The sequence below is a fragment of the Agrococcus sp. HG114 genome (genome assembly GCF_024723325.1).
In the GTDB taxonomy this organism is placed as follows: domain Bacteria; phylum Actinomycetota; class Actinomycetes; order Actinomycetales; family Microbacteriaceae; genus Agrococcus.
Genome location: NZ_JANQCH010000024.1, coordinates 1 through 22,942, shown reverse-complemented (window position 1 = coordinate 22,942; position 22,942 = coordinate 1). Strand labels below are relative to the sequence as shown.

The window sequence follows — 22,942 nt, the reverse complement described above, 5'->3', positions numbered from 1 at the left end:
GTGCGGCGGATGCCGCGGGCGCGCCCTCGAGCCGCTGCTCGAGGCGCTCGACGCGCGCGAGCGTGCCGACCTCGGGGTCGCCCGACTCGGGGACGAGGAGCCGTGCCGCCATGAGCTCGAGGTGGAGCCGCGGGCTCGTCGCGCCGGCCATGTCGGTGAGCGCCTTCGCCACGATGTCGGCCGCGCGGGAGAGCTCGGCGCTGCCGAAGCCCTGCGCCTGTGCGACGAGCGTCGCGAGCTCGTCGGCGGGCACGCCGTGCAGGATCGCCGCCGGGTCCTTCGCCGCACGCGCGACGATGAGGTCGCGGAGCCGCTCGAGGAGGTCCTCGACGAAGCGGCGCGGGTCCTGACCCGACTGCACGACGCGATCGATCGCCGCGAACAGCCTCGGCGCATCCGTCGCCGCGAGCGCAGCGACGATCTCGTCGAGCAGCTCGCCGTGCGTGAAGCCGAGCAGCGCGACGGCGTGCGCATACGTGACCGGGCCCTCGGAGCCCGCGATCAGCTGGTCGAGCAGGCTGAGCGTGTCGCGCGCGGAGCCGCCGCCGGCGCGCACGACGAGCGGCAGCACGCCCGGCTCGGCCTCGACGCCCTCCTCGGCGCACAGCCGCTGCACGTACTCGAGCATCGGCGCCGGGGCGATGAGCCGGAACGGGTAGTGGTGCGTGCGCGAGCGGATCGTGCCGATGACCTTCTCGGGCTCGGTCGTCGCGAAGATGAACTTGATGTGCTCGGGCGGCTCCTCGACGATCTTCAGCAGCGCGTTGAAGCCGCCCGAGGTGACCATGTGCGCCTCGTCGATGATGAACACCTTGTAGCGGTCGCGCGTCGGCGCGAACGTCGCCCGCTCGCGCAGGTCGCGGGCGTCGTCGACGCCGCCGTGGCTCGCCGCGTCGATCTCGACGACGTCGAGCGAGCCGCCGCCGTCTCGGCCGAGCTCGACGCACGAGTCGCACACGCCGCAGGGCTCGGGCGTCGGGCCCTCGGCGCAGTTGAGGCAGCGCGCGAGGATGCGGGCGCTCGTCGTCTTGCCGCACCCGCGCGGGCCGGAGAAGAGGTAGGCGTGGTTCACGCGGTCGGCGCGCAGCGCGGTGCGCAGCGGATCGGTCACGTGCGCCTGCCCGATGAGCTCGGAGAAGGACTCCGGCCGATAGCGGCGGTAGAGGGCGGCGACCATGGGGTCCAGGCTACTTGGCGCCGCTGACTCGCCGCGCCGCGACCGCCCCTGCTGCGGGAAGGCGCCCGGACATGCGAGGACTCCCCGCGCACCCGCCAGAGCCCGGTTGCCCTTGCTTCGTCTCCGACCTGGGGGAGTTGGCCTGGATGGCGCCACGCGGGGAGCCGCTCCCATGGTAGCGAACCCGCCCCATCGCGCGCACCGCCCGGCGGTAGCGTTGCCGCATGCTGCCGCGCGCCGCCACGGGCAACCCGTTCGACCTGTTCGCGGGCCTGCCGCTGCACCCGCTCGCGGTGCACGTGCCCGTCGTGCTCCTCCCGCTCGGCGCGATCGGCCTGCTCCTGGTGCTCGCGGTCCCCGGGTGGCGCGCGCCGCTCGCGTGGCCCGTGGTCGCGATCCTCGGGGTCGCCGCCGCGGGCGCGCTCGTGGCCAAGCTCTCCGGAGAGGCGCTCGCCGCGCGGGTCGGCTCGCCCGGGCTGCACGAGCAGCTCGGCAACTGGCTGCTCGCGACGGCCGTCGCGCTCTTCGCGGCGGCGCTCGCGTGGTGGCTGTGGCAGCGCCGCGCGACCCGCACGCGGCGCTCGACCGGCGTCGTCGGCGTGCTCGCGGGCACCCTCCTCGGCGCCCTCGCGGCCGGAGCGGTCATCGTCGCCGTGCTGACCGGGCACTCGGGCGCGACCGCCGCGTGGCAGGACCGCATCGCCGTGCCCGCCGCGACCGGGGCTCCCGGCCTGCTCGGCCCGTCGGCGTCGCCCGCCCCGACCGCCGCGACCGGCATCTCGATCGCCGAGGTCGCGGTGCACGACGACTCGGCCTCGTGCTGGGTCGCGATCGAGGGCACGGTCTACGACGTCACGGCGTGGATCCCCCGGCATCCCGGCGGGCCCGAGCGCATCCTGGGCATCTGCGGCACGGATGCATCGGAGGAGTTCGGCGCGCAGCACGCCGGTCAGGCGCTCCCCACGGAGCAGCTGAGCCAGTTCGCGATCGGCGAGCTCGCGGAGCGCTGAGCCCCGCTCCGCCGCGCGGCCGGACCCGTCGCGCGGGTCAACCGGCGAGCGCCGCTCGAGTCAGGACGCGTCGACGAGCGCCGCCACCTGCCGGGCGATCTCGAGCTCCTCGTTCGTCGGCACGACCCACACCTCGATCGGCGAGCCGTCGGCCGAGATGCGGCGCTCGCCCCGCCCCGCGTTCCGCTCGGCGTCGAGCCTGATGCCGAGGCCCTCGAGGCCCGCGAGCGCGACCTCCCGCACCTTGGCCGCGTTCTCGCCGATCCCCGCGGTGAAGGCGATCGCGTCGGTGCGGCCGAGGTGGGCGAGGTAGGCGCCCACCGTGCCGCGCAGCCGGTGCCCGACGATCTCGAGCGCCTCGACCGCGCGCGGGATGCCCGCCTCCGCCGCCTGCAGCACGTCGCGCATGTCGCCCGTGCCCGTGAGGCCGAGGAGCCCCGAGCGCTTGTTGAGCAGCGTGTCGATCTCGTCGACCGAGAGCCCCGCCATGCGATGCAGGTGGAAGACGACACCCGGGTCGACATCGCCCGAGCGGGTGCCCATCACGAGCCCCGCGAGCGGCGTCATCCCCATCGACGTCTCGATGCTGCGACCGCCGCGCACCGCTGTCGCGGACGCCCCGTTCCCGAGGTGCAGCACGATCGTGTTGACCTCCTCGAGCGGCCGCTCGAGCAGCTCGGCCATGCGCCGCGAGACGTACTGGTGGCTCGTGCCGTGGAACCCGTACTTCCGCACGCGGTGCTCGGCGGCGACCTGCGCCTCGATGGCGTAGCGGTGCGCGGCCGGCGGGATCGTGAGGTGGAAGGCCGTGTCGAAGACCGCGACATGCGGGTAGCCCGCGAACGTCGCGCGCGCCGAGCGGATGCCCTGCAGGTTCGCGGGGTTGTGGAGCGGCGCGAGCGGGGCGAGGTCGTCGATCTGCTGCGCGACGTCGTCGTCGATCCGGACCGCGCGGTCGAAGCGAGCGCCGCCCTGCACGACGCGGTGGCCGATGCCGAGCAGGCGCGCCTCGTCGAGGTCCGGGCCGTGGGCGGAGAACTGGCGCAGCACCCAGCCGAACGCCTTCTCGTGATCCGGGATGACGCGCCGCTCGACGACCGCGTCGCGACCGGGCACCTCGTGCTTCGCCTCGCTCGTGGTCTCGCCGATGCGCTCGATGAGCCCGGCCGCGAGCGCCGCGCCCGAGTCGACGTCGACGAGCTGGTACTTGAGGCTCGACGAGCCCGCGTTGATGACGAACACCGAGCGGGTCATGCGCGCGCCCCGTCGGCCGCGGCGCCCTGCGCCTGGATCGCGGTGATCGCGATCGTGTTGACGATGTCGCTCACGAGCGCGCCGCGCGAGAGGTCGTTGACCGGCTTGTTGAGGCCCTGCAGCACCGGCCCGATCGCGAGCGCGCCCGCGGAGCGCTGCACCGCCTTGTAGGTGTTGTTGCCCGTGTTGAGGTCGGGGAAGACGAACACCGTCGCCCGCCCGGCCACCTCGGAGCCGGGCATCTTCTTGCTCGCGACCGCCGCATCCGCCGCCGCGTCGTACTGGATCGGGCCCTCGACCGGCAGCTCGGGGGCGCGCTCGCGCACGAGCGCCGTGGCCGCGCGCACGCGGTCGACCTCGGCACCGGTGCCCGACTCGCCCGTCGAGTACGACAGCATCGCCACGCGCGGCTCGATGCCGAAGTCGCGCGCCGTCTGCGCGGACGAGATCGCGATGTCGGCGAGCTCCTCGACGGTCGGCTCGGGGATGACCGCGCAGTCGCCGTAGACGAGCACGCGGTCGGCGAGCGCCATGAGGAACACGCTCGAGACGACCGAGACGCCTGGCTTCGTCTTGATGGTCTCGAACGAGGGCTTGATCGTGTGGGCGGTCGTGTGGGCCGCGCCCGAGACCATGCCGTCGGCGTCGCCGGTGTGCACCATGAGGGTGCCGAAGTAGCTCACGTCGAGGAGCCGCTCCATGGCCTGCTCGATCGTGACGCCCTTGTGCGCCCGGAGCCGCTGGTACTCGGCCGCGTACTTCGGTCGGAGCTCCTCGTCGTCGGTCGCGATGATGCGGGCGCCCGAGAGGTCGAGGCCGAGCCGGGCTGCGCGCTGCCGGATCGCCGGCTCGTCGCCGAGGATCGTGAGCCGCGCGATGCCGCGCGCGAGCACGGTCGACGCGGCCTGCAGGATGCGGTCGTCGTCGCCCTCGGGCAGCACGATGTGCCGCACGTCCTGCCGCGCGCGCTCGATGAGGCTGTGCTCGAAGATGAGCGGCGTCACGACGTCGGTCGTCGCGACCTCGAGCCGCTCGAGCAGCGCCCGCGCGTCGACGTGCTGCTCGAAGAGGGCGAGCGCGGCATCGCGCTTGCGCTGCGTGCCGTCGATGAGGGAGCCGCGCGTGCCCGCGATGCGGCGGGCGGTCTCGTACGTCCCGTGCGGGCTGCGGCCGATGGGCAGCTCGAGGTCGAGCCCGTCGAGCAGCCGCTGCACGGCCGGGTGCAGCTCGAAGCCGCCGTTGAGCACGATGCCGGCGATCGACGGGAACGTGCCCGACTGCTGCGCGAGCAGCGTGCCGACGACGACGTCGGAGCGGTCGCCGGGGGTCACGAGGATGCCGCCCTCGATGAGCCGGTCGAGCACATGCTCCATCGACATGCCCGCGACGACCGTGCCGAGCGACTCGCGCGCGAGCAGCTCGGGGTCGCCGCGCAGCAGCTCGGCCTCGGTCGCGCGGAAGAGGCTGCCGACGCTCGGCGCGCTGAGCAGGGCGTCCTCGGGGATCGACCACACCGGCACGCCGGCCGGCACGGCGTCGGCGATCGCCGCCGGGATGCCGTCGATCGCGGATGCGTCGGCGCGGTTGACGATGACGCCGGCGATGGATGCGTGGGCCGCGGTGAGCTCCGCGGTCGTGACCTCCGCGAGCTGGCGCAGCTCGTCGGCCGACCGCGCGGCGTCGGTCTCGGGGTGGTGGCCGCCGAGCACGAGCAGCACCGAGGCGCCGAGGTTCGCGGCGACGCGGGCGTTGAAGCCGAGCTCGGTGGGGCTGCCGACGTCCGTGTAGTCGGAGCCGACGACGACGATCGCGTCGAAGCGCTCGTCGATGCGGTGGTAGCGGTCGACGATGGTCGCGAGCGCCGCGTCCGCGTTCTCGTGCACGGCCGCGTAGGTCGTGCCGATCGCCTCGTCGTACGCGAGGTCGACCGCGTCGTGCGCGAGCAGCAGCTCGAGCACGGCGTCGCGCTCCTCGGCCGAGCGCGCGACCGGGCGGAAGACGCCCACGCGCTCGACGCGCCTGCTGAGGGCCTCGACGAGCCCGAGCGCGACGATCGACTTGCCGGCGTGGCCCTCGGGCGATGCGATGACGATGCGGGTCGGCACCGCTTCAGGCTAGCGGGGCCCCTCTGGGTTACAACTCCGTAACGGTTCGATCACGGCATGAGTCGAACCTTGGAGAACCCTCAGGATGGAGCGCAGTGCCAACGACGGCATGCCATCGAAGGGAAGAACGTGACCTCACACAGCACAGCGCGGAGCGCGCTGCGTCGCACGGTCGCGGTCGGGACGGCCCTCGCGCTCGGCGCGAGCGCGGCGGTCCTGAGCGCGACGACGGCGAACGCGGCTGCCGCTCCGGGCTCCACCCCGGCGTTCGAGGACGGGCGCTACATCGTCGTCCTCGCCGAGGACGCCCTCGCCACCTACGACGGCGGCATCACGGGGCTCGCGCCGACCGCACCGCAGCGCGGCCAGGACCTCGACGTGAGCTCCCCCGCCGCGCGCGCCTACGCGTCGCACCTGCAGGACCGCCACGAGGACGTCGCGGCCTCCGTCGGCGCGACGGTCGACGTCGAGCTGACGGCCGCGATCAACGGCTTCGTCGCCGACCTGACGGCCGACCAGGCGCAGGACCTCGCCCACCACCCCGGTGTCCGCGCGGTCGAGGCGAATGAGATCCTCCAGCTCACGAGCTCCCCCGCGAACGACTACCTCGAGCTCCCCGCGCTGTGGGAGCAGGTCGGCGGCGCGAGCGACGCCGGCGACGGCGTCGTGGTCGGCGTGCTCGACACCGGCATCGCGCCCGAGAACCCCTTCTTCGCGGGCGCGCCGCTCGGCACGACCCCCGGTGATGAGCCGTACCGCGCCGCCGACGGCACGATCCGCTACGTCAAGGGCGACGGCAGCGAGTTCACCGGCGTCTGCCAGACGGGCCCCGGCTTCACCGCGGACGACTGCTCGACGAAGATCGTCGGCGCGCGCTACTACCTGTCGGGCTTCGGCGCGAGCCGCATCGGCACCGAGACGCAGGTGCCCGGCGAGTACGCCTCGCCGCGCGACGGCGACGGCCACGGCTCGCACACCGCCTCGACGGCGGCCGGCAACGCGGATGTCGCGATCACCTCGGTCGGCGGCGCCGACCTGGGCACGATGTCGGGTGTCGCCCCGGCCGCGCGCATCGCGGCCTACAAGGTCTGCTGGTCGGGACCCGACCCCGCCGTGAGCACGGACGACGGCTGCGCCTCGAGCGACCTCGTCGCGGCGATCGACCAGGCCGTGATCGACGGCGTCGACGTCATCAACTACTCGATCGGCGGCGGCGCGGCGACCTCGGTCGTCGCGGCGACGGACATCTCGTTCCTCGGCGCGGCCGCGGCGGGCGTGTTCGTGTCGGCGTCGGCGGGCAACTCGGGCCCGGGCGCGTCGACGCTCGACCACGCGTCCCCCTGGTACACCACCGTGGCGGCGACGACGATCCCGAACTACGAGGCGACGGTCACCCTCGCCGACGGCACGAAGGTCGCCGGCGGCTCCATCACGGTGCCGTTCGACGGCTCGGTGACCGGCACGCTCGTGTACGCCGGCGACATCCCGGCCGCCGGCCGCACGGCGGCCGACGCCGCGCTGTGCCTCCCCGGCTCGCTCGACGCGGCGGCTGCCGCGGGCAACATCGTCCTGTGCGACCGCGGCGTGAACGCGCGCGTCGAGAAGTCGCAGGTGGCCGCGGCCGCCGGCGCGATCGGCGCGATCGTCGCGAACGTCACGCCGGGCTCGATCGACCTCGACGACCACGCGATCCCGACGGTGCACATCGACGCGCAGTTCCGCGCGCCCGTGCTCGCCGCCGCGAAGGCGCGCGAGACGGTCACGCTCACGCCGGGCAACACCTCCGGCGTCGCGACGCCGGCGCCGGTCGTCGCAGGGTTCTCGTCGCGCGGCCCCGCGCTCGCCGACGGCTCCGACGTGATCAAGCCCGACATCGCAGCGCCGGGCGTCGGCATCATCGCCGCCGCGTGGCAGGCTCCGGGCGGCCCCGACCGCTTCGAGTTCCTGTCGGGCACCTCGATGGCCGCGCCGCACATCGCCGGCCTCGCCGCCGTGTACCTCTCGGAGCACCCGCTCGCGTCGCCGGCGGAGGTCAAGAGCGCGCTCATGACGAGCGCGCAGGACACGGTCCGCGCCGACGGCTCGCGCGAGACGAACCCGTTCAGCCAGGGCGCCGGCATCGTCGACTCCCCGACGTTCCTCGAGCCCGGCCTCTACTACGAGAACGGCACCGAGGACTGGTTCGGCTACCTGCGAGGGCTCGGCTACGGGCTCCCCGCGTCGTGGGTGGGCGAGGCGATCGACCCGAGCGACCTCAACATCCCGTCGATCGGCATCGGCGCGCTCGCGGGCACGCAGACCGTGACGCGCTCGCTCACCGCGCTCGAGCCGGGCACCTACGGCGTCTCGGTCGAGGGCGTGGACGGCGTGGCCGTCGAGGTCTCCACCGACGAGCTCGTGTTCACCGAGGCGGGGCAGACGCTGTCCTTCGAGGTGACGTTCTCCACCACGACGGCGACGCCCGACACGTGGACGACGGGCTTCCTGACGTGGTCGAACGAGGCCCACTCGGTCCGCTCCCCCATCGCCGTGCGCCCGCTCGCGCTCGACGTGCCGGAGTGGGCGAGCGCCGAGGGCCGCATGGGCCGGCTCGCGATCGACGGGATCGCCGGCACGGACGGCGAGCTGACGACGGCGACGGCGGGCTTCGCGCCCTACGAGACCCTCGGCAGCGACTCGGGCGTGACGGATGACGAGTTCGTCTACTCCGTGACGATCCCCGCGGGCGAGCTCGTCCACGACTTCACGCTCGCGGGCGACGAGTCGGTGGCCGACCTCGACCTCTACATCTACCGCCTCAACAGCGCCGGTCAGCCGGTCGAGCAGTGGATCGGCGGCACCTCGTCCGCCGACGAGGCCGTGATGATCGAGGACCCGGAGCCCGGCCAGTACCTCGCGCTCGTGCACGCGTACTCGGTGGCGGGCGGCGCTGCGACGCCGTTCATCCTCGAGCACGCCGGCCTGCAGCTCGGCGCCGGCAAGGGCAAGCTGACCGCGTCGCCCGCCTCGCAGCAGGTGTCCGCGGGCGATGAGTTCCAGGTCACCGTCGACTGGAGGGGCCTGGGCGCCAACCAGGAGTACCTCGGCGCGGTGATCTACGAGATCGACGGCTTCCAGGACCGCACCTACATCTACGCGGAGTCGACCCCCGGTCCCACGACGGGCCGCGGCCAGACGCCGTAGTCGATGCGCGACGGGGCGGGGGCGCGAGCTCCCGCCCCGTTGCCGTAGGATCGTGTGGTTGGCCGTCCGCGGCCGCCTGGAGGATTCGCCTAGTGGCCTATGGCGCACGCTTGGAAAGCGTGTTGGGTGCAAGCCCTCAGGGGTTCGAATCCCCTATCCTCCGCCGATGCATACTGGCGCGGCCCACGCCGCGCCCATCCGCCGACGCCGCGGCCGCCGTGTAGATTGAGGGCACCGGCCAGCACGACTCGTCACGATGGAGCCCCATGCCCCAGAGCAGTCCTCGGCCGCGAGTGCGTTGCGCGAGCGCTGCGCCATGAGCGGCCGCATCCTCGTCGTCGACGACGACCGCGACATCCGCGATCTCGTGGCCATCAAGCTCGAGTCCGCCGGGCACGAGGTGGTCACGCGCGCCGACGGCGCCCAGGGGCTCGAGGCGGGCCTCGAGGGGGGCTGGGACGTCATCGTGCTCGACGTCATGATGCCCGGGCTCTCGGGCATCGACGTGCTGCGGCAGCTGCGGGACCGCGGCGATGAGACGCCCGTGATCCTCCTGACCGCCCGCGGGCAGGAGAAGGACATCGAGGCGGGCTTCGCCGCAGGCGCGGACCACTACGTGACGAAGCCGTTCAGCCCGCGGGCCCTGCTCGCGCGCGTCACCGCAGCGATCGGATGAGCCCGCCGCTCGCCCCCGAGCTGCTCCAGGCGGTGGTGGTCGTCACCGCGGCGCTCGTGCTGGGCATGATCGTGGCGCTGCTCGTGCAGCGCGCCGTGCGGCGGCGCCGCGAGCGCCGCAGCGCTGCGCTCGATGCCCGCTACCGCCGGCTGGTGCTCGAGTCGACGATCGCCGAGGACGACGAGGTGCCCGCGCTGCTCGAGCGCGTGCGGGGGCTCGACGACGCCGCGCGGGAGCACGTGGGGCGCATGGTCTTCCTCATGCTGCGGGGCGTGACCGGGGAGGCCGCCGACCGCCTCCGAGCCGTCGCGGTCGCGACCGGGCTCGCACCTCGAGTCCTCGCGGACGCCCGCCACCGCAGCGCCGTGCGCCGCGCCGACGCGGCGGAGGCGCTCGGGCGGCTCGCACCCGAGGGCGCGCTCGCGCTGCTGCTCGAGCTCGCCGACGATCCCGACCCGACGGTGCGCACCGTGGCGGTGCGCGCGCTCGGCGGCTTCGAGGCCCCCGAAGCGGTGGGCGCAGCCATCGACGCCCTCGCCTCCGACAGCGGAGTGCCGAGCACGGTCGGCGCGAGCGTGCTGCTGCAGCAGGGCTCGACCGCGGGCGACCGCGTGCGCCTCGCGCTTCACGACCGCGACCCTGCGGTGCGCCGCGGCGCGGCGAGGATCGCGGGGCTGCTCCAGGTGCCGGGGTGCGGGGACTCGCTCGCCGCGCTCGTGCGCGACGAGCACGAGTCCGTGCGCCTCGCCGCGATGCGCTCCCTCGAGCGGCTGCCCGTGCGCGCGGCGCTGCCGGCGCTCGTCGATGCGGCGCTCCGCGGCGGCATCGAGGGGGAGGCCGCAGCACGCGCCGTCGCCTCGATGCCGACGACGTGGACGGCGGCCGCGCTCGAGGCGCTCGCCGCCGGCGAGCCGGGCGTCCGGCGCGCCGCGGGCCTGCGCCGGCCGGAGGCGGTCGCATGAGCTGGCTGCACGACACCCTCGAGGCGATCTTCGCCGTGCTCGTGTGGCCCTCCGCGATCTACTTCCTGCTCGCGAACACCTCCATGCTCGTCCTCATCCTCATCGCCGCCCGCCACTTCGCTCGCTACCTCGGGCACAGCGCGCATCGCGGCGAGGACGCCATGGCCGCGTCGCCGGTGAGCCTCGGCGTCTCGGTGATCGTGCCGGCCTACAACGAGGCGGCCGTCATCCTCACGAGCGTGCGCTCCATGCTCGACCTGCGCTACCCCGACCACGAGGTGATCGTCGTCAACGACGGCAGCACCGACGACACGATGCGGCTGCTGCAGGACGAGTTCGGCCTCGTCGAGGACGAGCGCGACGTGCCCGGACGCATCCCGGTCCGCGGCGCCGTCCGCGGGATCTGGCGAGCCGAGAGCGGCGGCGTGCCGCTCGTGGTCGTCGACAAGGAGAACTCGGGCGGCTCCGACTCGCTGAACCTCGGCATCGACCTCGCGAGCAAGGAGCTCATCGTCAGGGTCGACGCCGACTCGATCATCGAGCCCGACGCCCTCCTCTCCGTCTCCAGGCCCTTCGCCGATGACCCGGACCGCGTGGTCGCGACCGGCGGCGTCGTCCGCATCGTGAACAACAGCCGCGTGCTCGGCGGCCGCATCGTCGAGCTGCGGATGCCGAAGCAGCTCATCACCCGCATCCAGGTCGTGGAGTACCTGCGCGCGTTCCTCCTGGGCCGCACCGCGTGGTCGGACCTCAACGCCCTGATCCTCATCTCGGGGGCGTTCGCGATGTTCCGGAGGGATGTGCTCATCGAGATGGGCGGGCTCGACCCGGACTCGATCGGCGAGGACTTCGAGCTCGTCGTGCGGATCCAGCGCTGGATCCGCGACGGCCGGCGAGACGCGCGAGTGGAGTTCGTCCCCGAGCCGGTGAGCTGGACCGAGGCGCCCGAGACGCTCCGCGTGCTCGCGCGCCAGCGCCGGCGCTGGCACCGCGGCCTCTGGGAGGTGCTGTGGAAGTACCGCAGCATGCTCCTGAACCCGAGGTACGGCCGCGTCGGCATGCTCGCGCTGCCGTACTACTGGCTGTTCGAGCTGCTCGCGCCGCTCATCGAGATCGTCGGCATCGTGCTCGTCGTCGCGGGGCTCCTGGTCGGTGCCGTGGAGCCCGGCGCGGCGCTCCTGCTGCTGCTCGTCTCCTACGGCTACGGCACGCTCGTCACCCTTGCGGCGGTCCTCGTGGAGGAGGCGAGCTTCCACCGCTACGAGCGCTGGCGGGACCTCGGCTCGATCCTCGCGGCCGTGCTCGCCGAGAGCATCGGCTACCGGCAGCTCACCGCCGTCTGGCGCATCCAGGGGTGGTGGGCCGCGCTCACCGGCCGCAAGCAGGTGTGGGGCGAGATGACCCGCAGCGGCTTCGCCGGCGCCGCGGCGTCAGTCGGCGCGGGCGAGGCGGAACGACGCGACTGAGCCGACGCCCTGCTCGCTCGAGAAGCCGATCGTGCCGCCGTGCGCGTTGATGATCGTGCGGCAGATCCAGAGCCCGAGCCCGGCGCCCGGGAGCCCGGAGGCGCGGGCGGACGCCGAGCGGTAGAAGCGCTCGAAGACCCGCTCGGCCTCCGCCGCCTCGATCCCCGGGCCGTCGTCGACGACCGACACGACCGCATCCGCGCCCCGGAGCTCGACGCTCACCGCGACGGCGCCACCGTCGCGCGTGTACTTGATGCCGTTCGAGATGAGGTTCTCGATCACCTGGCTCAGCCTCCTGGGGTCGCCCTCCACCCGGGCAGCCGGCCCGTCGGCGAGCGTGAGCTGCACGCGCTTGCGGCGCGCGCGGTGCTGCAGGAGCGCGGCCGCGTCGCTCGCGAGCCCTCGCAGGTCGACGATCTCGTGGTGCAGCTGCATCTCGCCGCGGCTCATCTCGCCCACGATCAGGAGGTCCTCGACGAGCGCTCGCAGGCGGTTGGCGTTGCGCTGCACCGTCTCGAGCCACGAGCGCAGGTCGCGCGGGAGCTCCTCGTCGAGCGCGATCTCGAGGTACCCGGAGATGGAGGTGAGCGGCGTGCGCAGCTCGTGGGAGACGAGCGCGACGAAGTCGTCGCGGTCCTCGAGCATCCGCATGTACGCGGTGACGTCGTCGACGGACGCGATCGACCCGCGGAACTCGCCGTCGAGCAGCAGCGGCCGGGACGACATGCGCACCGCGACGAGGTCGTGGCCCGGGCGCTCGACCCAGCAGTCGACGTTGTCGAACGACTCGCCGCGCGCGGCCCGCATGAAGGGCGTGTCGAGCCCGTCGATCGGGCGCCGCGACTCGAGCTCGAGGAACCGCGCGTGGTCGAGGGCGCTGCCGACGGGCGCCTCGCCCATCACGGGATGGCCCGCGAGCGTCGGGTTCACGCGCACGATGCCGCCGTCGGGGTCGAGCACCATGAGGCCCACGCGCGCCGTCTCGAAGATCGCGTCGAGGAGCGCGGCGTCCGCCGCGGCCTGCCGCGCGATCGCCGTCTTCTCCCGCTCGCGCTCCACGATCGCGCGCTGCTGCCGCACGAGGGCCCGTGAGTAGTTGCGCGCGAACCACGCGGCGGCGATGAGCACCGCGGGCACGAGCACGATGCCGACCGCGTTGGCCGTGAGCGTGGTGTTGGCCGAGCCGGTGAGGTGGAGCGCGAGGACAGCCGACATCGCCGCGCCGACCGCCCCGACGATCGCGATGCCCCAGCGCCCCGCGACGATCCCGAGCCAGAAGGCCGGCACGACGGCGAGCATCGCGATGATGCGCGGCGAGTGGAAGTCCGCGAGCAGCGCGAGGCAGCCGAGCAGGTCGAGCCCGGGCAGGGCGTAGCGCAACCACGCCCGGGATCGCGGCAGCCTCCCGTCGAGGAGCGCGAGCACCGTCGCGGCGCCGATGCACAGCGACGCGAGCCAGATCGACGGATGCCCCCAGCGCGCGGCGTCGGCGAGCGAGACGACGATGAGCACGAGCGCGGTGACGCTCGCGTAGACGAGCTGCAGTCGCCGGGTGTCGAGCTTCGCGAGCTCGCGGACGTGCTCCTCGGCGAGCGTCTCGGCCTCGGCGCTCACCGGCGCCGGTTGCCCAGGACGCCCCGGACGATCTCGCGGATGATCGACTGGCCGGCGCGCGAGCCGATGAAGTCGGTGATGATGCTGCCCGAGCCCGAGCGCGACGTGCCGCGAGCGGAGCCGCCGCGCGCCGCACGGTCGAGCCGCGCCGCCTCCTCCTCGGCCGCGGCCCTCGCGCGCTCCCGCTCGTCCGACTCCTCGGCCGCGCGCAGCCTCGCCTGCAGCAGCTCGTACGCCGACTCCCGATCGATCCCCTGGCCGTACCTGGCGAGCAGCGGCGAGGCCTCGACGGCCTGCCGCATCGCGGGCTCGGGGGTCGGTTCCATCGAGCCCTGCGGGGCGCGCAGCCGGGTCCAGGCGACGGGCGTCGGCGTGCCGCGCTCGTCCATGACCGTCACGACGGCCTCGCCGGTGCCGAGGCTCGTGAGCACGCGCTCGAGGTCGTAGCCGCTCTCGGGATAGGTGCGCACGGCCGCGCGGAGCGCCTTCGCGTCGTCGGGCGTGTGCGCCCGGAGCGCGTGCTGGACGCGCGAGCCCAGCTGCGCGAGCACATCCGAGGGGATGTCCTTCGGGGACTGCGTGACGAAGAAGACGCCGACGCCCTTCGAGCGGATGAGCCGCACGGTCTGGGTGACGGCGGCGAGGAAGTCCTTCGACGCGTCCCGGAACAGCAGGTGCGCCTCGTCGAAGAAGAACACGAGCTTCGGCCTGTCGACGTCGCCGACCTCCGGCAGGTCCTCGAAGAGGTCGGCGAGCAGCCACATGAGGAAGGTCGAGAACAGCGCCGGCTGGCTCGCGACCTCCGGCACCTCGAGCAGGCTGATCACGCCGCGTCCGTCCGCGGCGGTCCGCATGAGGTCGCGGGTGTCGAGCTCGGGCTCGCCGAAGAAGTCGTCCGCGCCCTGCTGGCTGAACGCGGTGAGCTCGCGCAGGATCACGCCGGCGGTCTGCGTCGAGATGCCGCCGAGGCGACGCAGCTCCTCCTTGCCCTCGTCGCCGGTGAGCCACAGCAGCAGCTCGCGGAGATCTTTGAGGTCGAGCAGCGGCAGCCCCTGCTGGTCGGCGTACGCGAAGACGATGCCGAGGCTCGACTCCTGCGTGTCGTTGAGGCCCAGCACCCTCGAGAGCAGCGTCGGCCCGAACGAGAGCACGGTGGCGCGGACCGGCACGCCGATGCCTCGCCCGCCGAGCGCGAGGTACTCGACGGGCGAGGCGCTGGCCTCCCAGGCCTGGCCGATGCCGGCCGTGCGGGCGAGCAGGCGGTCGTCCGACTCCCCCGCGGTGGCGACGCCCGACAGGTCGCCCTTGATGTCGGCGGCGAGCACCGGCACGCCGGCCGCCGAGAGCTGCTCCGCGAGCACCTGCAGGGTCCGGGTCTTGCCGGTGCCGGTCGCGCCCGCGATGAGCCCGTGCCGGTTCACCATCCTGAGGGGGATGCGCACGGGCGCGTCGGGCTGCGGGTCGCCGTCGAGCACGGCCCCCAGCTCGAGCGCCGGGCCCTGGAACTCGTAGCCCCGGCGGATCGCCTCGACGCCGTCGTCGCCGAGCGGGCGCTCCACGGGCGACTCCTCGACCCGCTCGCCGGGCTCGGCCGGCTGCTCCGGGTCGGCCGGAACAGGCGCCTCGAGCGGCGCCTCCTCGAAGTGCTCGGCGACGGGCGGAGCGGTATCGGGCGCGGCCTCGTCGCCGGGAGCGGGCGGGGTCTCGAGCCGCTCGCGCTGCTCGCGCGCCTGCAGCTCGGCGAGGCGGATCTGCGCCTCGGCCTGCGCCTGCTGCGCTGCCTCGAGGTCGGCCTGTGCCCGGGCAAGCTCGTCGCTCATGCGGCAATCCTTGCACGGGGTTCCCCTCGTGCCCCGCCGGACGCAGCGGGTGCGACTCAGTCGATCGGCGGCACCCGTCGCGGCCGCACGACGAGCCACAGCGACGTCGCGGCGAGCGCCCCGCACGCGAGCATGATCGCGCCCATGGGCACGGCGCTCTCCACCCGGAAGAGCCCCACGAGCGGGCTCACGAGCCCCGCGATCGACATGTTGAGCGCCCCGAGCAGCGACGCTGCGGTGCCGGCCTCGCGGCTGTGCGACTGCAGGGCGAGCGTCTGCACGCACGGCATCGACAGGCCGAACGCGAACGCGTACAGCGCGAGCGGCGGCACGAGGCCCGCGACCCCGAGCCCCGCGACGTCGAGCACGACGATGAGCGCCGCCGCCACCACGAGCACCGCGGTCGAGGCGGCGAGCACCCACTGGGCTCCCCAGCGGTTCGCCGCCGCGGCCGCCGACTGCGTCCCGACGAGCACCGCGACCGAGCAGATCGCGAAGACGAGCGCGAACTGCCCAGGCGTGAACCCGTAGACCTCCTGCAGCAGCAGCGACGAGGTCGACAGGTACGCGAACATGCCGCCGAAGACGCTCGCCCCGATGATCGCGACGCCCACGAAGACGCGGTCGGAGAGCACCGCGCGGTACTGCCGCGCGAGCGTCGCCGGGCCGCCGCCGCGGCGCAGGTGCGGCGGCAGCGTCTCGCGCAGGAACACGAGCTGCAGGCCGATGACCGCGACGGCGTACCCCGCGAGCACCCAGAACAGCCCGCGCCAGTCGAGGACGGCGAGCAGCCACGAGCCGATCACGGGTGCCGCGATCGGCGCGATCCCGATCACGAGCGCGAGGCGCGAGAGCGCCGTCGTGAGGCGACGCCCGCCGAAGAGATCCCGCACCATCGCGATCGCGACCGCGGTGCCGGCCGCCGCTCCGAAGCCCTGCACGATCCGGAGGAGCAGCAGGGTGCCGATGTCGGGCGCGAGGGCCACGCCGACGCTCGCGGCGACGTGCACCCCGGTCGCGACGAGCAGCGGCCTCCGGCGGCCGACGCGGTCGGAGAGCGGTCCCATCACGAGCTGCCCGAGCGCGAACCCCAGGGTCGTGGCCGAGAGCGTGAGCTGCACCACCGCATCCGTCGTCGCGAACGCGTCCTTGACCGCCGGGAACGCCGGCAGGTAGAGGTCGATCGTGAACGGGCCGAGCCCCGCGAGGAGGCCCAGCACGAGCAGGGTCGAGAAGCGCCGGCCGCGGCTGAGCCCGTCGCCCGGCGAGCCGGTCACTGCGCCGGCAGCGCGAGCGGCACCTCGTCGCGAGGCGCGATGCGCTCCTCGCCCGTCGCCGGGTCGTGCTCGAACACGACGCGGCCGTCGACGAGCACCGTGCGCGGGCGCGCCATCGGGTCCATCCAGTCGCCGCCCCACACCACGAGGTCGGCGCGCTTGCCGACCTCGATCGAGCCCACCTGGTCGTCGACGCCGAGCGCGCGCGCCGGGTTGATGGTGATCGCGCGCAGCGCCGTCTCGCGATCGAGGCCCTCGCGCACCGCGAGCGAGGCCTGGTGCACGAGGAACGAGATGGGGATGACCGGATGGTCGGTGATGATGGAGAGCTCGACGCCCGCCTTCGCGAGCTTGCCGGGGTTCGCGATCGAGCGCTTGCGGAGCTCCATCTTCGACTTCGTCGTGAACAGGGGGCCGATGAGCACCGGCACGCCCCGCTCGGCGAGCAGGTCGGCGACCAGGTGCGCCTCCGTGCCGTGGTCGATGATGAGGTCGTAGCCGAACTCGGCCTGCAGCCGCAGTGCGGTCACGATGTCGTCGGCGCGGTGCGCGTGCTGCCGCCACGGGATCTCGCGGCGCAGCACCTTGCCGAGCGCCTCCATCGTCAGGTCGACGTCGTGGTGGCGGTCGTTGTCCGGGTCGGCCATCCGCGCCTGGTAGTTCTGCGCCGACACGAACGCGTCGCGCAGGATCTTCGCCGTGCCCATGCGCGTCGACGGGGTGACCTTCTTCTCGCCGTACACCCGCTTCGGGTTCTCGCCGAGCGCGCTCTTCACACCGGCCGGCTCGCGCAGCACCATGTGGTCGACGATGCGGCCGTGCGTGTGGAGGGTGGTCGCCTGCCCGCCGATCGGGTTGCCCGAGCCGGGGTTGACGTTGACGGTCGTGACCCCGCCCGCGAGCGCGAGGTCGAAGCCCTCGTCGAACGGGTCGATCGCGTCGATCGTGCGCACCCCCGCGGTGTTGGGGTTCGTCATCTCGTTCGTGTCGTTCGCGGTGTGGCCGTCGCCCTCGGGGTTCACGCCGAGGTGCACGTGCGCGTCCACGAGCCCCGGGGTGACCTGCGCGCCGCCCGCGTCGATCACCGTCGCGCCATCGGGCACCGCGACGTCGGCGCCGACCTCGGCGATCCGGCCGTCGCGCACGAGGATCGTGCCCTCGAGCTCCTCGCCCTCGACGGGCACGATGTGGGCGTTGACGATGGCGAGCAGCATGGCGCTCCTTCTCGGATCGGTGTGCGGGCAACCAGGGTACGCCTGATTAGCCCGACGAACGAGTTGGCGCGTCCGGCTACTCGTCCGCGAGCTCCTCGAGCCGCGTGAGGCAGTCCTGCCAGCCCTCGCGGAAGTCGTCGACCTCGTCGATCGGCGCGGTCTGGCGCACGACGATGCGCACGCCGCCGGCGACCTCCGCGAAGTCGACGGTGACGAGCTCCTCGCGCCCCGCGCTCGCATCGCCCGAGAGCCACACCCACGACTGCGCGATCCGCTCCCCCTCCTCGAGCTCGAGGTAGCGGCCGCGCACGCCGAAGCCGCCCTCGCCCGTCTGGATGCGGTACGAGCCGCCCTCCCGCGCGTCGATCTCGTAGCGGGTGTCGTCGAACATCGGCCACCACCACCGCTCGAGGCCGCCGGCCGTCGTCCACAGCGGCCACAGCGCATCCGCCGTCATCTCGACGAACCCGACCACCTCCGCGTGCTCGACGTCGTCCGGGATCCGCAGGCGCTCGCTCATGCGCTCACGCTATCGGCGGGCATCCGGCGCCGCACTAGGGTGGTGGCTGACCGGCGACCGCGCCGCCCGACGGAAGAGCCACCGCATGACCTCCCTCCCCACGACCGAGGGGCTCACGCGCTCCGAGCGCCTCGACCGGCTGCCCTTCACCCGTCGGCACGGCCGCCTCCTCGGCACCTCGGGCATCGGCTGGGCGCTCGACGCGATGGACGTCGGGCTCATCTCGTTCGTCATCGCCGCCCTCGCCGAGCAGTGGAGCCTCGGCCGCGCCGAGACGAGCTGGATCGCGTCGGTGGGCTTCATCGGCATGGCGATCGGCGCGACCGTCGGCGGCCTGCTCGCCGACCGCATCGGCCGGCGCAGCGTGTTCGCGCTCACGCTCGTCGTCTACGGGCTCGCGACCGGCGCCTCCGCCCTCGTGACGTCGCTCGCCGCCCTGCTCGTGCTGCGCTTCGTCGTCGGGCTCGGCCTCGGCGCCGAGCTGCCGGTCGCCTCGACCCTCATCAGCGAGTTCGCGCCGAAGCGCATCCGCGGCCGCGTCGTCGTGTGGCTCGAGGCCTTCTGGGCAGTGGGCTGGATCGCGGCCGCGATCATCGGCACCTTCGTCGTCGGCGCGAGCGACGACGGCTGGCGCTGGGGGCTCGCGATCGGCATGGCGCCGGCGGTCTTCTCGATCGTCGTGCGCTGGGGCATGCCCGAGTCGGTGCGCTTCCTCGAGGCGCGGGGGCGCATCCCCGAGGCCGAGCGCACGGTGCGCCGCTTCGAGGAGGCCGCGGGCGTCGCCGCGCCCGCCCGCCTGCCCGACCTGCCGGCCAGCGAGGCGGCACAGGGTGCGGATGCGGTGCCCGCGACGCGCTCGGAGCCGACGGTGTCGATCTGGTCGCCCGCGCTCCGCCGCCGCACGATCGCGCTGTGGACCGTGTGGTTCTGCATCAACTTCTCGTACTACGGCGCGTTCATCTGGATCCCGTCGCTGCTCGTCGAGCAGGGCTTCTCGCTCGTGCGCTCGTTCGAGTTCACGCTCATCATCACCCTCGCCCAGCTGCCGGGCTACGCGGTCGCGGCGCTGCTCATCGAGCGGTGGGGGCGGCGGCCGACGCTCACGGTCTTCCTCGTCGGCTCGGCGCTCTCGGCCGCCTGGTACGGCACCGCCTCGACCGAGGCGATGATCATCGCCGCCGGCTGCGCGCTGTCGTTCTGCAACCTCGGCGCGTGGGGCGCGCTGTACGCGATCGGACCGGAGCTGTACCCGACGAACGTGCGCGGCACCGGCACGGGCGCCGCCGCGGGCTTCGGTCGCATCGCCTCGATCCTCGCCCCGCTCGCGGTGCCGCCGCTCCTCGGCCTCGGCGGCCCGCTCGTGCTCTTCGGCGCGTTCGCGCTCGCGTTCGCGCTCGCGGCCGCCGCCGCGTGGACGCTCCCCGAGCAGCGCGGCGCCGCGCTCGAGTAGCCCGCGCCGCCCCGCCACGGCGCACCCCCGCGCACAACGCAAGCCCGGGCACCGCACCGCGCGGCTCGATGCGCCGCGGCTCGCCCACGCCCGCCGGGTCGCTCCCGCGGGCTTGCGTTGTGCACGGGGTGCGGCGCACGGCCGCGCGTCCGCGCGCTCAGCCGAGCTGCGCGAGCGCCTGGCGGAGGTCGGCGACCAGGTCGTCGGCGTCCTCGAGGCCGACCGAGAGCCGCAGCAGGTCGTCGGGCACCTCGAGCTCGGTGCCCTTGACGGATGCGTGGGTCATCTCGGCGGGGTAGCACACGAGCGACTCGATGCCGCCGAGCGACTCCGCGAGCTGGAACACCTCCGTGCGCCGCACGAGCTCGAGCGCGGCGGCCTTCCCTCCCGCGAGCTGCAGCGACACCATGCCGCCGAAGCCGCGCATCTGCCGCGCGGCGAGCTCGTGCTGCGGGTGGTCGGGCAGGCCCGGGTAGTGCACCGCGGCGACCGCCGGGTGGCCGACGAGCGACTCCGCGACGGCCTGCGCGTTCGCGCAGTGCCGCTCGACGCGCACCGCGAGCGTCTTGAGCGACCGGCTCGTGAGCCACGCGTCGAAGGGGCTGTTCACCGCGCCCACCGCGAACTGCTGGAACCCGATCTGCTCGGCGAGCGCCGCATCCGCCGTCACCACCGCACCGCCGACGAGGTCGCTGTGCCCGCCGATGTACTTCGTCGTCGAGTGCACGACGACGTCGGCGCCGAGCGCGAGCGGCTGCTGCAGGTAGGGCGTCGCGAACGTGTTGTCGGCGACGACGATCGCCCCGGCGGCGTGGCCGACCTCGGCGAGCGCGGCGATGTCGGCGACCTTCATGAGCGGGTTCGAGGGCGTCTCGATCCACAGGATCTTCGTGCTCGGCCGCAGCGCCGCGCGCACCGCGTCGACGTCGGAGGCGTCGGCGGTCGTGATCTCGACGCCCCAGCGGGAGTGGATGCGCGAGACGAGCCGGTGGGTGCCGCCGTAGACGTCGTTGCCCATGAGCACGTGGTCGCCCGGCTGCAGCACCGCGCGCAGCACCGCGTCCTCCGCGGCGAGCCCGGAGCCGAACGCGAACGCGTGCGTGCCGCCCTCGAGGCTCGCGAGCTGCTGCTGCAGCGCGTCGCGGCTCGGGTTGCCGCCGCGCGAGTACTCGTAGCCGTCGCGGAACCCGCCGACGCCGTCCTGCACGAACGTCGAGGTCATGAAGATGGGCGGGATCACCGCGCCCGTCCGGGGGTCGAAGGGCTGGCCCTCGTGGATGGCCCGGGTCGAGAAGCCGTGCGAGGTGTGGTCGGTCATGGTCATGCCTCCTTCGCGAGGTAGCCGAGCAGGTCGGTGCGGGTCACGACGCCGACGGGCTTCGCCGCGTCGAGCACGAGCAGCGCGTCGGCGTCCCGCAGGGCCGAGCGCAGCGCATCCACCGACTCGGTGATGCCGATCTGCGGCAGCCGGGCACCGAGGTGCTGCGCGACCGGGTCGGCGAGGCGCGCGCGCTCGGCGAACACGTCGTCGAGCAGCGATCGCTCGTCGACGGAGCCGGCGACCTCGCCGACGACGACGGGCGGCTCGGCGGTGAGCACGGGCAGCTGGCTCACGCCGTACTCGCGCATCATCTCGATCGCGTCGTGCACGGTGTCGGTCGGATGCGCGTGCACGAGGTCGGGCACGTCGCCCGTCTTGGCGGTCAGCACGTCGCGCACGGTCGTCTCGCTCGACGCCGCCGCGAAGCCGTACGAGCGCATCCACGCGTCGGAGTACACCTTCTGCAGGTAGCCGCGGCCCGAGTCGGGCAGCAGCACGACCACGACGGCGTCGGCGGGCAGCTCGCGCGCGACGCGCAGCGCCGCGACGACCGCCATGCCGCTCGAGCCGCCGACGAGCAGGCCCTCCTCGCGCGCGAGCCGCCGCGTCATCGCGAACGACTCGGCGTCGTCCACCGCGATGACGCGATCGACGACGCTCGGGTCGTAGTTGCCGGGCCACATGTCCTCGCCGACGCCCTCGACGAGGTAGGGCCGGCCGGTGCCGCCGGAGTAGATCGAGCCCTCGGGGTCGGCGCCGATGACGGCGACCGCGCCGTCGGAGGCGCGCTTGAGGAAGCGCCCGGTGCCGGTGATCGTGCCGCCCGTGCCCACGCCGGCCACGAAGTGCGTGACGCGGCCGTCGGTGTCGCGCCAGATCTCGGGCCCGGTCGACGCCTCGTGCGCCGCGGGCGCCGCGGGGTTGAAGAACTGGTTGGGCTGGAAGGCGCCCTCGATCTCGGCCGTCAGCCGGTTCGCGACCCCGTAGTAGGACTCGGGGCTGTCGGGGGCGACGGCGGTCGGGGTGACGACCACCTCCGCACCGTAGGCGCGCAGCGTCGCCCGCTTGTCCTCGGCGACCTTGTCGGGGCACACGAACACGCAGCGGTAGCCCTTCTGCTGCGCGACGAGCGCGAGGCCGACGCCCGTGTTGCCGCTCGTCGGCTCGACGATCGTGCCGCCCGGGCCGATGAGGCCGCGCTCCTCGGCGTCCTCGATCATCGCGAGCGCGATGCGGTCCTTGACCGACCCGCCCGGGTTCAGGAACTCGACCTTCGCGAGCACCGTCGCCGCGATGCCCTCCGTCACCTTCGAGAGCCTGACGAGCGGGGTGTCGCCGATCGTGTCGAGGATCGACTCTGCGTAGCGCATGGGGCCTCCTGCCTGCCGGTCGAGCCTATCGACCCGGCGTCCCGCTCGATCGCGTGCGGGGGCGGATGCGGTGGGTCAGGATGGGCGCATGGACGCACGGCGGGAGCTCATCATCGAGCGCGTGCTGCGGTGCGTCGAGCTCGTGCCGCCGGGACGCGTCGCCTCGTACGGCGCGATCGCCGCGATCTGCGGCGTCGGGCCCCGCCAGGTCGGCTCGATCATGCGCCACTACGGCTCCGGCGTGCCGTGGTGGCGCATCACGACCCACGCGGGCGACATCGGCGGCGACCACGGCCCCGCCGCGAAGCCCATCTGGGAGGCCGAGGGCATCCGGCTCAAGCCCAACGGGCTCGGCTGCCGGTACGCCGACTACGCCGCCGACATGGGCGAGCTCGAGCGGCGGTGGCGGAAGGCGATCGCCGGGCCCCCCGCGCCCGCCGGGGCCCCGCCCGCCGCGTCGTGGTGGCGGAAGTCGTCGAAGCCCGCCGCGAGCGCGGCGACCGGCAGCCGGTAGGACTCGAGC

Annotated in this window: 17 protein-coding genes, 1 tRNA gene and 1 other RNA gene; 8 read left to right on the top strand and 11 right to left on the bottom strand. The window is 73.8% G+C overall.

The features are described from left to right. Together NWP09_RS04400 and ffs are read right to left on the bottom strand one after the other, a co-directional pair. Window positions 1–1,177: DNA polymerase III subunit gamma and tau (locus NWP09_RS04400; protein WP_258274326.1), on the bottom strand; the 1,177-nt coding region annotated here is incomplete at its 3' end. A 72-nt stretch (window positions 1,178–1,249) separates the two neighbouring features. Further along, an RNA gene (gene ffs, locus NWP09_RS04395) (signal recognition particle sRNA small type) lies at window positions 1,250–1,346 on the bottom strand. 55 nt (window positions 1,347–1,401) lie between these two features. Here ffs and NWP09_RS04390 point away from each other — a divergent pair. After that, window positions 1,402–2,187 carry a cytochrome b5-like heme/steroid binding domain-containing protein gene (locus tag NWP09_RS04390; protein WP_258274325.1) on the top strand — a complete coding sequence of 262 codons (786 nt, stop codon included), beginning with the start codon at window positions 1,402–1,404 and terminating at the stop codon, window positions 2,185–2,187. A 60-nt stretch (window positions 2,188–2,247) separates the two neighbouring features. Here the strand turns inward: NWP09_RS04390 and NWP09_RS04385 are convergent, their stop codons facing one another. Further along, entirely contained in the window at window positions 2,248–3,441 is a 1,194-nt protein-coding gene (locus tag NWP09_RS04385; RefSeq protein ID WP_258274324.1) for an acetate/propionate family kinase, read from the bottom strand. Further along, complete coding sequence (gene pta / locus NWP09_RS04380; protein WP_258274323.1) at window positions 3,438–5,546, bottom strand: phosphate acetyltransferase; 2,109 nt, start codon at window positions 5,544–5,546, stop codon at window positions 3,438–3,440. Before pta ends, NWP09_RS04385 begins: the two co-directional genes overlap by 4 nt. 129 nt (window positions 5,547–5,675) lie before the next feature. Here pta and NWP09_RS04375 point away from each other — a divergent pair, with 129 nt between their 5' ends. The 5 genes from NWP09_RS04375 (at window position 5,676) to NWP09_RS04355 (ending at window position 11,833) form a co-directional block, all read left to right on the top strand. Then, window positions 5,676–8,729, top strand: a complete 3,054-nt coding sequence (locus tag NWP09_RS04375) for a S8 family peptidase (protein ID WP_258274322.1) — start codon at window positions 5,676–5,678, stop codon at window positions 8,727–8,729. A gap of 78 nt (window positions 8,730–8,807) precedes the next feature. Then, window positions 8,808–8,892: transfer RNA gene (locus NWP09_RS04370), tRNA-Ser, on the top strand. A gap of 153 nt (window positions 8,893–9,045) precedes the next feature. Continuing rightward, entirely contained in the window at window positions 9,046–9,405 is a 360-nt protein-coding gene (locus NWP09_RS04365; protein ID WP_258274321.1) for a response regulator transcription factor, read from the top strand. Next, on the top strand, window positions 9,402–10,367 hold the full coding sequence (locus NWP09_RS04360; protein ID WP_258274320.1) for a HEAT repeat domain-containing protein: 966 nt from the start codon (window positions 9,402–9,404) through the stop codon (window positions 10,365–10,367). The genes NWP09_RS04365 and NWP09_RS04360 overlap by 4 nt, the downstream gene beginning before the upstream one ends. After that, window positions 10,364–11,833, top strand: a complete 1,470-nt coding sequence (locus NWP09_RS04355; protein WP_258274319.1) for a glycosyltransferase — start codon at window positions 10,364–10,366, stop codon at window positions 11,831–11,833. The genes NWP09_RS04360 and NWP09_RS04355 overlap by 4 nt, the downstream gene beginning before the upstream one ends. Here NWP09_RS04355 and NWP09_RS04350 read toward each other — a convergent pair. From NWP09_RS04350 to NWP09_RS04330, 5 genes are all read right to left on the bottom strand, one after another. Continuing rightward, a complete protein-coding gene (locus NWP09_RS04350; protein ID WP_258274318.1) occupies window positions 11,798–13,447 on the bottom strand; it encodes a cell wall metabolism sensor histidine kinase WalK in 1,650 nt (549 codons plus the stop codon). The two genes, NWP09_RS04355 and NWP09_RS04350, sit on opposite strands and share 36 nt — an antisense overlap. Then, window positions 13,444–15,267 (bottom strand): helicase HerA-like domain-containing protein, encoded by a 1,824-nt coding sequence (locus NWP09_RS04345; protein ID WP_258274317.1) that lies wholly within the window; start codon window positions 15,265–15,267, stop codon window positions 13,444–13,446. Before NWP09_RS04345 ends, NWP09_RS04350 begins: the two co-directional genes overlap by 4 nt. Before the next feature lie 56 nt (window positions 15,268–15,323). After that, window positions 15,324–16,544 carry a multidrug effflux MFS transporter gene (locus NWP09_RS04340; RefSeq protein WP_258274316.1) on the bottom strand — a complete coding sequence of 407 codons (1,221 nt, stop codon included), beginning with the start codon at window positions 16,542–16,544 and terminating at the stop codon, window positions 15,324–15,326. Next, window positions 16,541–17,758, bottom strand: coding sequence for an amidohydrolase (locus NWP09_RS04335; RefSeq protein ID WP_258274315.1), 1,218 nt, complete (start codon window positions 17,756–17,758; stop codon window positions 16,541–16,543). The genes NWP09_RS04340 and NWP09_RS04335 overlap by 4 nt, the downstream gene beginning before the upstream one ends. A 76-nt stretch (window positions 17,759–17,834) precedes the next feature. Beyond that, window positions 17,835–18,278, bottom strand: a complete 444-nt coding sequence (locus tag NWP09_RS04330; protein ID WP_258274314.1) for an SRPBCC domain-containing protein — start codon at window positions 18,276–18,278, stop codon at window positions 17,835–17,837. A gap of 85 nt (window positions 18,279–18,363) precedes the next feature. Here NWP09_RS04330 and NWP09_RS04325 point away from each other — a divergent pair, with 85 nt between their 5' ends. Further along, a complete protein-coding gene (locus NWP09_RS04325) occupies window positions 18,364–19,728 on the top strand; it encodes an MFS transporter (RefSeq protein WP_258274313.1) in 1,365 nt (454 codons plus the stop codon). Window positions 19,729–19,885: 157 nt separating this feature from the next. On the opposite strand, the gene NWP09_RS04320 is transcribed toward NWP09_RS04325, so the two are convergent. Next, complete coding sequence (locus NWP09_RS04320) at window positions 19,886–21,046, bottom strand: cystathionine gamma-synthase (RefSeq protein ID WP_258274312.1); 1,161 nt, start codon at window positions 21,044–21,046, stop codon at window positions 19,886–19,888. Between the two features lie 2 nt (window positions 21,047–21,048). Further along, entirely contained in the window at window positions 21,049–22,419 is a 1,371-nt protein-coding gene (locus tag NWP09_RS04315; protein WP_258274311.1) for a cystathionine beta-synthase, read from the bottom strand. An 88-nt stretch (window positions 22,420–22,507) separates the two neighbouring features. On the opposite strand from NWP09_RS04315, the gene NWP09_RS04310 reads away from it, so the two are divergent. After that, window positions 22,508–22,933, top strand: a complete 426-nt coding sequence (locus NWP09_RS04310; protein WP_258274310.1) for an MGMT family protein — start codon at window positions 22,508–22,510, stop codon at window positions 22,931–22,933. Window positions 22,934–22,942 lie beyond the last annotated feature (9 nt).